This is a genomic window from Hafnia sp. HMSC23F03 (genome assembly GCF_001816025.1).
Taxonomy (GTDB): Bacteria; Pseudomonadota; Gammaproteobacteria; order Enterobacterales; family Enterobacteriaceae; genus Hafnia; species Hafnia paralvei.
The window spans coordinates 1-12,969 of record NZ_KV824228.1; the positions used below are offsets into that span (position 1 = coordinate 1).

A 12,969-nucleotide genomic window follows, 5' to 3' on the forward strand; every position below is an offset into this window, starting at 1 on the left:
ATAAATTGATCGTTTGCTGCATTCCACAGCAAAACCCCGCCTTATACCTATTTGTGCACAAACTTATCCACAGAACGATATTTGGCACAAATTTGACGAGCATCACGCAAACGTTTTCGTTACAATCTGACGGCAGTAAAATCTTTCCGCCGCTTCGAACGAAGGGGTGTTATTTGAATAAAACGGGCAAACCGTATTCACATAACGCTCTTTATATTGCGATTATCAAGCCGAGGGATAAAAACGCCATGCACGCTAGTTCTCAAAACACGAGCCCAGCATCCGAGTATCGTCCAATCCGCCGTGCGCTGCTTAGCGTATCGGATAAAACAGGTATCATTGAATTTGCTCAAGCGCTCTGCTCACGTGGCGTAGAGTTGCTTTCTACAGGCGGCACTGCGCGCCTGTTAGCAGAGGCAGGTCTACCTGTAACGGAAGTCTCAGATTACACAGGTTTCCCTGAGATGATGGATGGCCGTGTTAAGACTCTGCATCCCAAAGTGCACGGCGGGATCCTAGGCCGTCGCGGTCAAGATGATGAGATCATGTCTCGCCATGAGATCAAACCTATCGACATGGTTGTCGTGAACCTGTATCCATTCGCCCAAACCGTTGCCCGCCCAGACTGCTCTTTAGCAGATGCCGTTGAAAATATTGATATCGGCGGTCCAACCATGGTGCGCTCTGCTGCCAAGAATCATAAAGACGTGGCTATCGTGGTTAATAATCGAGATTTCGATGACATTATTGGCGAATTAGATGCCAACGAAGGCTCATTGACACACGCTACCCGTTTTGATCTGGCCATTAAGGCATTTGAGCACACTGCGGCCTACGACGGTATGATTGCCAACTACTTCGGTACGATGGTTCCTCCTTATTATGGAAACACAGATGAACCTGCTGGCCGCTTCCCACGGACACTCAATCTTAGCTATATAAAGAAACAAGACATGCGCTACGGTGAGAATAGCCATCAAGACGCAGCCTTCTATATAGAAGAGAACGTGACAGAAGCCTCCGTGGCTACCGCTAACCAGCTGCAGGGCAAAGCACTTTCCTATAACAACATCGCAGATACCGATGCCGCACTAGAGTGTGTGAAAGAATTCAGCGAACCAGCCTGCGTGATCGTCAAACATGCAAACCCATGCGGCGTTGCCGTAGGTGACTCTATCCTTGATGCTTACGAGCGCGCTTATAAAACGGATCCAACGTCTGCCTTCGGCGGTATCATCGCGTTTAACCACGAGTTAGATGCAGAAACCGCACAGGCGATTATTAGCCGTCAGTTTGTTGAAGTTATCATTGCCCCACATATCAGCGAACCTGCTCTTGAGTTACTCGCAGCCAAACAAAACGTCCGCGTTTTAGCCTGCGGCGAATGGAAAGCTCGTCAACGTGGTTTGGATTTCAAACGCGTTAACGGCGGTTTGCTGGTTCAGGATCGCGACTTAGGGATGGTTGAAGAGTCTGATCTGCGCGTTGTGACGACTCGCCAACCTAGCGAGCAGGAAATGCGTGATGCCCTGTTCTGCTGGAAAGTGGCAAAATTCGTGAAATCCAACGCCATTGTCTATGCACGAGACAAGATGACCATCGGTATTGGCGCAGGCCAGATGAGCCGAGTCTACTCCGCTAAAATCGCAGGTATCAAAGCAGCCGACGAAGGGTTAGACGTTGCTGGCTCAGTGATGGCCTCCGATGCATTCTTCCCATTCCGCGATGGTATCGATGCAGCCGCCTCTGTGGGAATCACCTGCGTCATTCAGCCTGGAGGATCAATTCGTGACGATGAGGTTATCGCCGCCGCAAATGAGCATGGCATCGCGATGATCTTCACGGATATGCGTCATTTCCGTCATTAATTCTTTTTGTATCACATCTTCTATTTTTGTGCGCCTGCGGGCGCACCTTTTGAGGTGAGCGCATGAATATCCTGATTATCGGTAACGGCGGGCGCGAGCACGCTCTGGCATGGAAAGCGGCGCAGTCTCCGCTAGCAGATAAAGTGTACGTTGCTCCAGGTAATGCCGGAACAGCTCTGGAACCCGCATTGGAAAACGTGGATATTTCGGCAACGGATATCAGTGGCCTATTAGCCTTCGCCAAGAGCCACGATATTGGTCTGACGATTGTTGGCCCTGAAGCGCCTTTGGTTATTGGCGTGGTTGATGCGTTTCAAGCCGAGGGGCTAAAAATATTTGGCCCCTCCCAAGCGGCTGCTCAGCTAGAAGGCTCAAAGGCCTTCACCAAAGACTTTTTAGCTCGTCATCGTATCCCAACGGCTGAATATCGTAACTTCACCGATATTGAACCTTCTATCAGCTACATTCGTAGCCAGGGCGCCCCCATCGTGATTAAAGCCGATGGATTAGCCGCTGGCAAAGGCGTGATTGTCGCCATGACACTGGAAGAGGCTGAGGCAGCAGTTCACGATATGCTGGCAGGCAATGCATTTGGCGATGCGGGACATAGAATTGTCGTAGAAGAGTTTTTAGAGGGAGAAGAAGCCAGTTTCATCGTGATGGTTGATGGCAAAAATGTGTTGCCAATGGCAACCAGCCAGGATCATAAGCGCGTGGGAGATGGCGATACTGGCCCTAACACCGGCGGTATGGGAGCGTACTCTCCGGCTCCTGTCGTTACTGACGAGATCCACCAGCGTGTTATGGATGAAGTCATTTGGCCAACCGTGCACGGCATGGCAAAAGAAGGTAACCCTTACTCTGGTTTTCTCTACGCTGGACTCATGATTTCAGCGCAAGGTCATCCTAAAGTTATAGAGTTCAACTGCCGCTTTGGCGATCCAGAAACACAGCCAATCATGCTGCGCATGAGATCTGATCTGGTAGAACTGTGCTTAGCGGGTGCCGAAGGGAAACTAAACGAGAAAGAGTCTCTGTGGGATGAACGTGATGCGCTAGGCGTGGTGTTAGCCGCGGGCGGCTATCCAGAGTCTTACCGAACTGGTGATGTGATTCATGGCTTACCGATTAACTCGCCAGAAGGTGAAAAGGTTTTCCATGCGGGAACCCAACTGGTTGGTACTGATGTCGTGACACAAGGCGGGCGCGTATTGTGTGTCACTGCTCTAGGGCACGGAATCAAACAGGCACAACAAAATGCCTATCAATTAGCAGAACAGATTAGTTGGAAAGACAGTTTCTGCCGTAAAGATATTGGCTATCGCGCTATACAGCGCACACAGTAAACCTCATCAGGCCGAGGATCATGACTGTGGTTCTCGGCTATTTTTACAGCGTATCGACTGTAGGCTCCCAGTTGCAAAAATCTTCATTGGCAACCAGCAAAAGCTGCTGTCCCTCTGGGGCATCTAGCCACGCAATACCCAGCGGAAGAGATGAGTGCGCTGCACGACTCTCGATCCATTTCAATTGCCAGTCCTCTAGCTTCAGCGATTGAGTCTCGCCAGCACAACTGGTGAATCGGCTATTTTCCCAACGACCTTGAATCAGGCGCACATTGCCTACGCGTAACGCTTCAGAAATCTCAACCATATGGCGCGACTGGTACTGGCTGCGCGCGATATCATCCGACGTGAGTAGCTGTCGCCGATCGCCAATTTGGCGCTGCATGTAGCTGAGCTCACCCTTTTCATCCAGACGCAGTTCGAGCACGTCTTTCTCGCCGCCTTGTATCGTCTGGCGCACAAGATTCAGATTACCGTCTTGATAAGCGTAATAGCTGACTATCGTACCTTTGCCTTTTAGTGGGCTATAGACGCTCATAATGGCCAGCGGTTGCTGCTTAGCATCATCCTTGCGCCAAATACGCATCATGCCTTGATCGGCAATATAACCTGTTGCGGTGAAACGAGGAGAGGAAGTATCAGAGCTGCAACCTGAGAGGGTTACAGCAAGCCCTGCCGCGAACAGTAATGCCGCCACAGGCTTACAAATAGACAAAAGGGGCGTTAACGCCCCCCTGCTTATATCTTTCACAAACAGGCTGTGAATCACGCGGTCTTATTTAACTGCGTCTTTCAGAGCTTTACCAGAAACGAACGCTGGTACGTTTGCTGCTGCAATTTTGATTTCCATACCGGTCTGTGGGTTGCGGCCAGTGCGCTCGTTACGATGGTTCACTTTAAAAGTACCGAAACCAACCAATTGTACAGCATCACCTTCTTTCAGAGACTCGGTAATCGCCGCCAGAGTAGATTCCAGAGCTGCTTTAGCCTGAGTTTTAGACAGGTCAGCTTTTTCCGCGATTACATCAATCAGTTGAGTCTTGTTCATAAGTTATCCTTACAGTGTGTTTATCGTTTGCAAAGCATCGAGTGCGACGGATATGCCGATTGACAGCACTCTCCTGCATACACGCACCGATAGCCACTTTTTTTACGCCCCCCAAATGTAGAACAACCGGGGTACGAATGTGAAGCCTTAAGGGACGACAAATCAGGTGTTAAATCACGTTTTGCCGTCTTATTGCGCTAAATTTACACCGATATTACTAACACCTGCTTCACGCAGGTCAGATCTTAATCCTTTGATGAGTTCCAGATCGCGCTCTTCACACTCAACGAGCAGGCGGAAAATCTCCCATTGGATATCTAATTCATCTTGCATCGCTGGTAATTCTTTGAGCTCTTCATCAGTCATTTCACGACCGGCCTGAGTCATCTCCAGCATGCCAACGGTACGCAGTGATGTCTCACTCACCGTGATTGCATGTTCTAACATTTCACCGCTTAAACGGGAATGCACAGCTTCACCCAATGCGATACAAGCGTCAATAGCAGGGTAAACGCCATAAATATCATAGTCGTCAGCGGAAGGAATTGCCTCTTCCAGTTTTTCTAACTGGTTATCGAAATTCACTTTAGCGTCTTTTACCGTCAACGTTTCCCAAATCAAATCCAAAATTCGGCGATAAACCATAGGATCGCCAAATCCCGTTTGCAGGCAAAATGCCTGATAATTTGGGTACATACGCTCACACAAGCTGGCGATGAACGTCAGATGTTGCCAGCTTTCCAGCTTTTCCAGCCGTTTGTGGATCGGGTTACGCAGCATGCTAAGTCTCTTAGAGAAAAATAAGTCTCTGAAAAATAATTCCGGCGCAGTGTAACTGAAAAATCAAGAGATCCCTATATCTGCGCGTTATTATCAGAATGTTGGAGTAACCAGCGTTGAAAAGCTGGTCGATTAGAGGCGATTGCATCCGCCCAGCGCGTGGGTTCAGGCAAACGGTAGCCACGCATACAGCTTTGGATAAAATGCAGCGCCGTAGGCAAACTAATGCGGTGCCCCGTAGAAATAAACAACGGGTTACAGCGCGCTTTACTGCGCCATACCCAACCAATCTGCTCTTGTTTGTCATTCAGTGGTTGTATTGCACCAACAGAATCACTCAACGGGGCAAACTGACCGCATAAACGGCTTTTGGCAACGCCAATGGTCGGAACATCGGCTAACAAGCCGAAATGGCTCGCCACGCCCAAACGACGGGGATGAGAAATCCCTTGGCCATCGACAACCACCAACTGTGGGCGGTGCTGAAGCATCTCCCACGCTTTGATCAGCGCTGGGTACTCTCGGAAAGAGAGAAAACCAGGGATATAAGGCATCTGGGTTTCAATGCGGGCAATCTGATATTCCACCAGCTCAAGTGAGGGATAACGCAACACGGCTATCGCCGCTCGTGTGACGTCCCCTCCCTGTTCAAAGCCCACATCAGCACCGGCAATAAGCGTCGGTTGTTCAAAACCGAGATCGTCCGTGCGGATAATCTGGCTCGCCTTCTCCAACTGCTCTTCACGCAGCGCTTTCATATCCATGACTCAATGCCTTAATTACTGATGGTATTTACCTGACAACCGATGAACAGCCTCAACAAATGTACCCGCATGCTCCGGTGGTACATCCTGATGAATACCGTGCCCAAGGTTAAAGACATGTCCGGTGCCGTGACCAAATCCCTCAAGGATAGTCGAGACTTCCTGCTCAATTCGAGCAGCAGGCGCATACAGCATGGATGGATCCATGTTTCCTTGCAGCGCAACTTTGTCGCCGACACGGCGGCGAGCATCGGCAATATCCGTACTCCAATCCAAGCCTAGCGCATCGCAGCCGGTTTCAGCCATTGCTTCTAGCCACTGACCGCCACCTTTAGTAAACAGCGTGACTGGCACGCGGCGTCCTTCGTTTTCACGGATCAGGCCATCGACAATTTTATGCATGTAGTTCAGAGAGAATTCGCGGTAATCACGCGGCGTCAACACGCCGCCCCACGTATCAAAGATCATTACCGACTGAGCACCCGCTTTGATCTGCGCATTAAGATAAAGGATCACGCTATCGGCGATTTTATCCAGCAACAGATGCATGGTCGCTGGTTCGGCATACATCATCTTTTTAATTTTGGTGAAAGCTTTGCTGCTGCCGCCTTCAACCATGTAGGTAGCCAGCGTCCACGGGCTACCAGAGAAGCCGATTAAAGGTACCTGTCCAGCCAGATTTTTGCGGATAGTACGCACAGCATTCATCACGTAACCCAGTTCATCTTCCGGATCGGGAACTGGAAGCTTTTCAACATCCGCTTTACAGGTAATCGGCGATGAGAAGCGCGGCCCTTCACCCGTTTCAAAATAGAGTCCAAGCCCCATGGCATCAGGAATGGTCAGGATGTCTGAGAACAGAATTGCCGCATCCAGCGCATAACGACGCAACGGCTGTAGCGTTACCTCACAGGCCAATTCAGCATTTTTGCACAACGACATAAAATCGCCGGCCTGTGCGCGAGTCGCTTTATATTCTGGCAAATAACGTCCGGCCTGACGCATCATCCATACCGGTGTCATGTCTACCGGCTGGCGCAGCAGTGCGCGCAGGTAGCGGTCGTTCTTCAGTTCAGTCATCCTGTGGCTCCCTAATTAATCTCATCGCATTGTAGCATGACCCATGCGTTATTCGCTTTCAGCCTCATCTCGGCACTGTGCTACGGTATCTTCAATCAAACGACGCGCCACGGTTCCAGGCGGCGGTAGTTGTGGCAGATTGTCATAGCGATACCAGTCTGCATTCAATAACTCTTTTGGATCGTGCTTGAGTTCACCGCCGGCATAATCAGCCATAAACGCCATCATCAGCGAATGTGGGAATGGCCAAGGCTGTGAGGCGACATAACGCAAATTCTTAATTCGAACGTTACTCTCTTCCATGATTTCACGTGCCGCGGCCTCTTCCAGAGTCTCTCCCACTTCGACAAAACCGGCGAGCACCGTATGAATACCGTTACGATGCCGTTTATGCTGAGCCAGCAAGATTTCATCTCCGCGGCGGATAGCGACAATAATGCAGGGCGCAATTTGTGGGTAATAACGCTGACGGCAGTTAGGGCACATGCACGCCCACTCAGAGCGACTGGTGTACATCTCATGCCCACAATAGCCGCAGAAGGTATGGGAGCGAAAGAATTCCGCGAGCTGAACTCCGCGGCCAACAAGCTGGAAAAGACCACGATCCACGTCGATAAGCTGACGAACGGACGTCATATCCTGACTGCGTGACTCTTCCAGCAACCACATTGGATGCCCTTCCCACTCACCGATTTGGTGCGCTTTTTTGGTGCTTAATTGCCATTGTTGTGCGGTGCCAAAAGGCAGTTCCCCACTAGGTAACCAGACCTTGCCCTCACGGCTGATAACCCACCAGCCGGTGTCATCATCTTTTAACTGTTGTTCCATATCTTTGACATTAAACCTCTGCTAATCTGGCATTCGATTGTTGCTAATTTGTAACATTTACCTCATGGAGTTGAATATATGCTCAACCGTCTCGAACATCTGACTCAACGCGTAGGTGGTAGTAATGAATTAATCGACCAATGGCTGCAATCCCGAAAGCAGCTGCTCGTAGCCTACTGCGCACTGGTCGGAATAAAACCAAACAAAGAAAAGCATACCCCGCTTAATGAAAAAGCGTTGGAGAACTTTTGTCACAATTTGGTGGATTATCTCTCTGCTGGCCACTTCCATGTTTACGATCGTATCGTAGAACTCGTTGGGGGTGACGATAGCCCGCACATGGCGGTAACAAAAAAAATCTACCCAGCACTGCACGATAATACCAAGCTGATTATGGCCTTTCACGATCGCTTTACCGATGATGAGCTAAACGAAGAAGAGTGCCTAGCACTCCACGACGCGCTATCACATATTGGTGAAACACTCGCGGCTCGTTTTGCCTTAGAAGATAACCTGATCCAAATCGCCTATGACATCTGGCAAGCAAACACGCCTGCCGCTGATAATGACGATTCATTAGCTCGCCCAGCATAATTTTTTGAAAGTAGCATAGACATTACAGCTTAGTTAACAGCTTGCAGTTTTGTCTTCCCGCTCCTACACTGGGCGCTCTTGTCGGAGTGCCTAGTGAGCGGGAAAAGTTTTCCCCTACAGGCTGAGACCGTTAATTCGGGATCCGCGGAACCTGATCGGGTTAATACCCGCGAAGGGAACAAGAGTAATCTATTATCACCTACCAGCAATCTATCGAGATCTGACTGGGTGACGGCTATCCATTACTCCCTCCGAGCTCCAGACAAGCAATTCTCCAACTTGATTTTTTAATCACTGTTAAACCAGAACACTGGTAGGAATTTGCTATGTCTATGAATAACAATGCAACAACTCGTACTCCGCTTTCTCGCCGCGAGCAACGCGCAGAAGCACAAAGTTTTATCGATCATCTTCGCGGCGAGGCCTATCCAAACTCGCAACGCATTTATCTAACGGGTTCGCGTAGTGATATTCGCGTACCGATGCGCGAAATTCAGCTCAGCCCAACGTTGCTTGGCGGCAGCAAAGAGAACCCACAATACGAACCCAACGAGCCAATCCCTGTCTATGACACTGCGGGCCCTTATGGCGATCCCCATGCTGAACTTGACGTGCGCAGTGGGTTAAAACCACTCCGTGATCGCTGGATCGTAGAACGCGATGATACCGAATCGCTGGAACAGCTCAGCTCCGCCTACACACAGCAACGCTTAGCCGATGAAGGTTTAGATCATTTACGCTTCGAGAATCTGCCACAGCCACGACGCGCGAAATCAGGTAAATGCGTTACACAGCTCCACTACGCTCGACAAGGTATCATCACGCCCGAAATGGAGTTTATTGCCATTCGCGAAAATATGGGGCGCGAACGTATCCGTGGTGAAGTGCTGCGTCAGCAGCATCCAGGACAAAATTTTGGTGCACTGCTGCCAAAAGATATCACCGCCGAATTTGTCCGTAGTGAAGTGGCTGCTGGCCGCGCCATTATCCCTTCCAATATCAATCACCCTGAGTCTGAGCCGATGATCATTGGCCGTAACTTTCTGGTGAAGGTCAATGCCAACATTGGTAACTCAGCGGTCACTTCCTCGATAGAAGAAGAGGTCGAAAAACTGGTTTGGTCAACGCGCTGGGGAGCAGACACCGTCATGGACCTGTCCACTGGCCGCTATATTCATGAAACTCGCGAATGGATCTTACGTAACAGCCCGGTTCCTATCGGCACCGTTCCAATCTATCAAGCGTTGGAGAAAGTTAACGGCATTGCCGAGAACCTAAACTGGGAAATATTCCGCGATACACTCTTAGAACAAGCGGAACAAGGCGTAGACTATTTCACCATTCATGCGGGAGTGCTGCTGCGCTATGTCCCAATGACCGCTAAACGTCTAACCGGTATCGTTTCACGCGGTGGCTCTATCATGGCGAAATGGTGCCTTTCGCATCATAAAGAGAATTTCCTGTACGAGCGCTTCCGCGAAATCTGCCAAATCTGCGCAGCCTATGACGTTGCATTATCCTTGGGTGACGGCCTGCGTCCGGGTTCAATTCAAGACGCCAATGACGAAGCACAATTTGCTGAACTACATACACTTGGCGAGTTGACTAAAATTGCTTGGGAATATGATGTACAAGTCATGATTGAAGGACCGGGGCATGTGCCGATGCAAATGATCCGCCGTAACATGACCGAAGAGTTGGAGCATTGCCACGAGGCGCCATTCTATACATTAGGTCCGTTAACGACAGATATTGCTCCCGGCTATGACCATTTCACTTCAGGTATTGGTGCCGCCATGATTGGTTGGTTTGGCTGTGCCATGCTGTGCTACGTCACACCAAAAGAGCATTTAGGTTTACCCAATAAAGAAGACGTAAAACAGGGGCTAATCACTTACAAGATCGCAGCCCACGCAGCCGATCTTGCCAAAGGGCATCCTGGAGCTCAGATCCGTGATAATGCCATGTCTAAAGCTCGCTTCGAATTTCGCTGGGAAGATCAATTCAATCTGGCACTTGATCCTCATACCGCCCGAGCCTATCACGACGAAACTCTGCCACAGGAATCGGGCAAAGTGGCACATTTCTGTTCAATGTGCGGGCCAAAATTCTGTTCGATGAAGATCTCTCAGGAAGTGCGCGACTATGCAGCCAAACAAGAAGCGTCAGCGCCACAGCCTGTAGAAATTGGCATGGCTCAGATGTCTGAGGCTTTTCGTGCTAAAGGTGGCGAGATTTACCACACCACCAGCGACCTGCAGACGGAGAAAAACTGATGGCTCCGTTAACTCATTCTCGCACCGCCCCCTTTCCCTCTACCGAACAACGTCTTGGTCTTTACCCCGTCGTTGATAGCGTTGAGTGGATCGAACGCCTGCTAAAGGCGGGTGTGCGCACTATCCAGCTACGCATCAAAGACCAAAGCGAAAATGCGGTGGAAACCGATATCGCGCAGGCTATCGCACTGGGTCGACACTATCAGGCGCGTTTGTTTATCAACGACTACTGGCAGCTCGCTATCAAACACCGAGCCTACGGCGTTCACCTCGGACAGGAAGACCTAGATACCGCTGATTTGTCCGCAATCAGCGCAGCTCATCTCAGACTCGGTCTCTCAACCCACGATGATATCGAAATGGATCGCGCTCTATCCTACCGCCCCTCCTACATCGCACTGGGACATATATTTCCGACCCAAACCAAGCTGATGCCTTCCGCCCCTCAGGGGCTGGCTGACCTCAAGCGTCAAGTCGCGCGTATTCCTAATTACCCTACCGTTGCCATTGGCGGTATCAGCATCGACCGAGTGCCCGCAGTGCTTGACTGTGGTGTCGGCAGCATTGCCGTGGTTAGCGCGATCACTCAGGCGCAAGACTGGCTGGCAGCCACCGATACGCTCTTACAGCTGATAGAAAACAGGAGAGCCAACGATGCTTAGCGATCAAGACTTCATGCGCTATAGTCGCCAACTCCTACTGGAAGAAATTAGCTCTCAAGGACAAGAAAAACTCAGTACCAGCAGCGTACTTATCGTGGGACTTGGCGGATTAGGAGCGCCAGCAGCAATGTATCTTGCGGCCGCTGGCGTCGGTAAGATCATGCTTGCCGATGGCGATCGCCTGCACATCAGCAATCTTCAGCGTCAGATCCTATATCGAACCGACGATCTTGGGCGGTCAAAGGCAGAAACCGCCAAGCATCACTTACAAGAACTTAATCCTCAGGTTGAATTGATAACACTACCCGAGCATTTAGAATGCGCTTCCCTTGCCAAAGCCGTAGCGCATGCAGATTTAGTCCTCGATTGTAGCGATAACATGCCCACACGTCAGGCGGTGAACGCCGCTTGCTTTGCGCAGGCTAAACCATTGATTAGCGGCAGTGCCGTGGGATTCGGCGGTCAGCTGATGGTGATTGAACCGCCATACGATCAGGGTTGCTATCGGTGTCTGTGGCCAGACAACATTGAGCCACAGCGTAATTGCCGCAATGCTGGTGTACTTGGCCCCGTCGTTGGCGTTATCGGTACGCTACAGGCTCTTGAAGCCATCAAAATGCTGGCAGGAATGCCCTCGGCCTTATCAGGAAAGCTGCGCTTATTCGATGGCCGCCAACAAAGCTGGCGTACCTTCAATTTAAAACGCTCTCCAACCTGCCCCGTCTGCGGAGGCATCGCCGCATGAAGATTATGGTTAACGATGAATGTGTCACCCTCAGCGCAGCTACCAGCGTTGAATCATTGATGCTCCAGTTAGGCCGCCATCAACAGGGCACTGCTCTAGCGCTCAATCAAACCATTCTCCCGCGCGAAAATTGGGCGACGCAACAGCTAGCCGAAGGAGATGAAGTGGTGGTATTCCAAGCAATTGCCGGAGGTTAAGATGCTACAAATTGCAGATAAAACTTTTTCATCACGCCTGTTTACCGGAACAGGAAAGTTTTCCTCGGCGGATAAAATGCTAACGGCATTGCATGAATCGGGTTCGCAGCTCATCACTATGGCGATGAAACGTGTCGATCTGAAAAGCGGCAATGATGCCATTCTTGCGCCGCTGCTTCAGCTAGGCGCAAACCTGCTTCCGAATACCTCAGGTGCAAAAACCGCAGAGGAAGCCATTTTTGCCGCGAAACTAGCGCGAGAAGCCCTTGGTACTCACTGGATAAAACTGGAAATACATCCCGACGTTCGCTATCTGCTGCCTGATCCTATCGAAACACTCAAAGCGGCCGAAATATTGGTAGAAGAAGGATTTGTGGTTCTTCCCTACTGCGGAGCCGATCCTGTTCTCTGTAAACGTTTAGAGGAGGTGGGCTGCGCGGCGGTGATGCCTCTTGGTTCGCCTATCGGTTCCAATCAGGGAATTATCACCCGCGATTTTCTGCAAATCATCATAGAGCAGGCCAAAGTCCCCGTCGTCGTTGATGCTGGGATCGGCGCACCAAGCCATGCAAGCGCAGCAATGGAGCTCGGTGCTGATGCCGTTTTGGTTAACACGGCCATTGCTGTGGCTCGCGATCCTGTAGCAATGGCTAAAGCGTTTAGGCTAGCGGTCGAGGCGGGACGAATCGCTTATCAAAGCGGGTTAGGTCGCCAAAGTTCCCAAGCAAACGCCACCAGCCCATTAACGGGTTTCTTGCACACCATAAAATAGGATGCCTAA

Annotated in this window: 14 protein-coding genes and 1 riboswitch; of the genes, 8 read left to right on the plus strand and 6 right to left on the minus strand. The window is 50.5% G+C overall.

Annotated elements, in window-relative coordinates:
- Positions 1-248 precede the first annotated feature (248 nt).
- Together purH and purD are read left to right on the plus strand one after the other, a co-directional pair.
- A complete protein-coding gene (purH, locus tag HMPREF3091_RS10860) occupies positions 249-1,868 on the plus strand; it encodes a bifunctional phosphoribosylaminoimidazolecarboxamide formyltransferase/IMP cyclohydrolase (RefSeq protein ID WP_070715861.1) in 1,620 nt (539 codons plus the stop codon).
- A gap of 62 nt (positions 1,869-1,930) precedes the next feature.
- Positions 1,931-3,214 carry a phosphoribosylamine--glycine ligase gene (gene purD, locus HMPREF3091_RS10865; protein ID WP_070715837.1) on the plus strand — a complete coding sequence of 428 codons (1,284 nt, stop codon included), beginning with the start codon at positions 1,931-1,933 and terminating at the stop codon, positions 3,212-3,214.
- Positions 3,215-3,257: 43 nt separating this feature from the next.
- Here purD and HMPREF3091_RS10870 read toward each other — a convergent pair whose 3' ends face one another.
- From HMPREF3091_RS10870 to nudC, 6 genes are all read right to left on the minus strand, one after another.
- A complete protein-coding gene (locus tag HMPREF3091_RS10870) occupies positions 3,258-3,911 on the minus strand; it encodes a DUF1481 domain-containing protein (RefSeq protein ID WP_070715841.1) in 654 nt (217 codons plus the stop codon).
- A 78-nt stretch (positions 3,912-3,989) separates the two neighbouring features.
- A complete protein-coding gene (hupA, locus tag HMPREF3091_RS10875; protein WP_004089422.1) occupies positions 3,990-4,262 on the minus strand; it encodes a nucleoid-associated protein HU-alpha in 273 nt (90 codons plus the stop codon).
- Positions 4,263-4,451: 189 nt separating this feature from the next.
- On the minus strand, positions 4,452-5,042 hold the full coding sequence (locus tag HMPREF3091_RS10880) for a YjaG family protein (protein ID WP_004089424.1): 591 nt from the start codon (positions 5,040-5,042) through the stop codon (positions 4,452-4,454).
- A gap of 74 nt (positions 5,043-5,116) precedes the next feature.
- Positions 5,117-5,806, minus strand: a complete 690-nt coding sequence (gene nfi / locus HMPREF3091_RS10885; RefSeq protein ID WP_039189450.1) for a deoxyribonuclease V — start codon at positions 5,804-5,806, stop codon at positions 5,117-5,119.
- Between the two features lie 15 nt (positions 5,807-5,821).
- A complete protein-coding gene (gene hemE, locus HMPREF3091_RS10890) occupies positions 5,822-6,886 on the minus strand; it encodes a uroporphyrinogen decarboxylase (protein ID WP_070715842.1) in 1,065 nt (354 codons plus the stop codon).
- A gap of 48 nt (positions 6,887-6,934) precedes the next feature.
- Positions 6,935-7,714 carry an NAD(+) diphosphatase gene (gene nudC / locus HMPREF3091_RS10895; RefSeq protein WP_070715845.1) on the minus strand — a complete coding sequence of 260 codons (780 nt, stop codon included), beginning with the start codon at positions 7,712-7,714 and terminating at the stop codon, positions 6,935-6,937.
- 78 nt (positions 7,715-7,792) lie between these two features.
- Here nudC and HMPREF3091_RS10900 point away from each other — a divergent pair, with 78 nt between their 5' ends.
- From HMPREF3091_RS10900 to HMPREF3091_RS10925, 6 genes are all read left to right on the plus strand, one after another.
- Positions 7,793-8,308, plus strand: a complete 516-nt coding sequence (locus tag HMPREF3091_RS10900; RefSeq protein WP_004089432.1) for an Rsd/AlgQ family anti-sigma factor — start codon at positions 7,793-7,795, stop codon at positions 8,306-8,308.
- 72 nt (positions 8,309-8,380) lie between these two features.
- Positions 8,381-8,503, plus strand: a riboswitch (TPP riboswitch).
- 131 nt (positions 8,504-8,634) lie between these two features.
- Positions 8,635-10,584, plus strand: a complete 1,950-nt coding sequence (gene thiC, locus HMPREF3091_RS10905; protein ID WP_070715847.1) for a phosphomethylpyrimidine synthase ThiC — start codon at positions 8,635-8,637, stop codon at positions 10,582-10,584.
- Positions 10,584-11,246, plus strand: a complete 663-nt coding sequence (gene thiE, locus HMPREF3091_RS10910; RefSeq protein ID WP_070715849.1) for a thiamine phosphate synthase — start codon at positions 10,584-10,586, stop codon at positions 11,244-11,246. Before thiC ends, thiE begins: the two co-directional genes overlap by 1 nt.
- The gene (locus HMPREF3091_RS10915; RefSeq protein WP_070715852.1) at positions 11,239-11,991 is read left to right on the plus strand and encodes a HesA/MoeB/ThiF family protein; all 753 of its coding nucleotides are present in this window, start codon (positions 11,239-11,241) and stop codon (positions 11,989-11,991) included. The genes thiE and HMPREF3091_RS10915 overlap by 8 nt, the downstream gene beginning before the upstream one ends.
- On the plus strand, positions 11,988-12,188 hold the full coding sequence (gene thiS / locus HMPREF3091_RS10920) for a sulfur carrier protein ThiS (protein WP_070715855.1): 201 nt from the start codon (positions 11,988-11,990) through the stop codon (positions 12,186-12,188). Before HMPREF3091_RS10915 ends, thiS begins: the two co-directional genes overlap by 4 nt.
- 1 nt (position 12,189) lies before the next feature.
- Positions 12,190-12,960 carry a thiazole synthase gene (locus HMPREF3091_RS10925; RefSeq protein ID WP_070715858.1) on the plus strand — a complete coding sequence of 257 codons (771 nt, stop codon included), beginning with the start codon at positions 12,190-12,192 and terminating at the stop codon, positions 12,958-12,960.
- Positions 12,961-12,969: the final 9 nt, after the last annotated feature.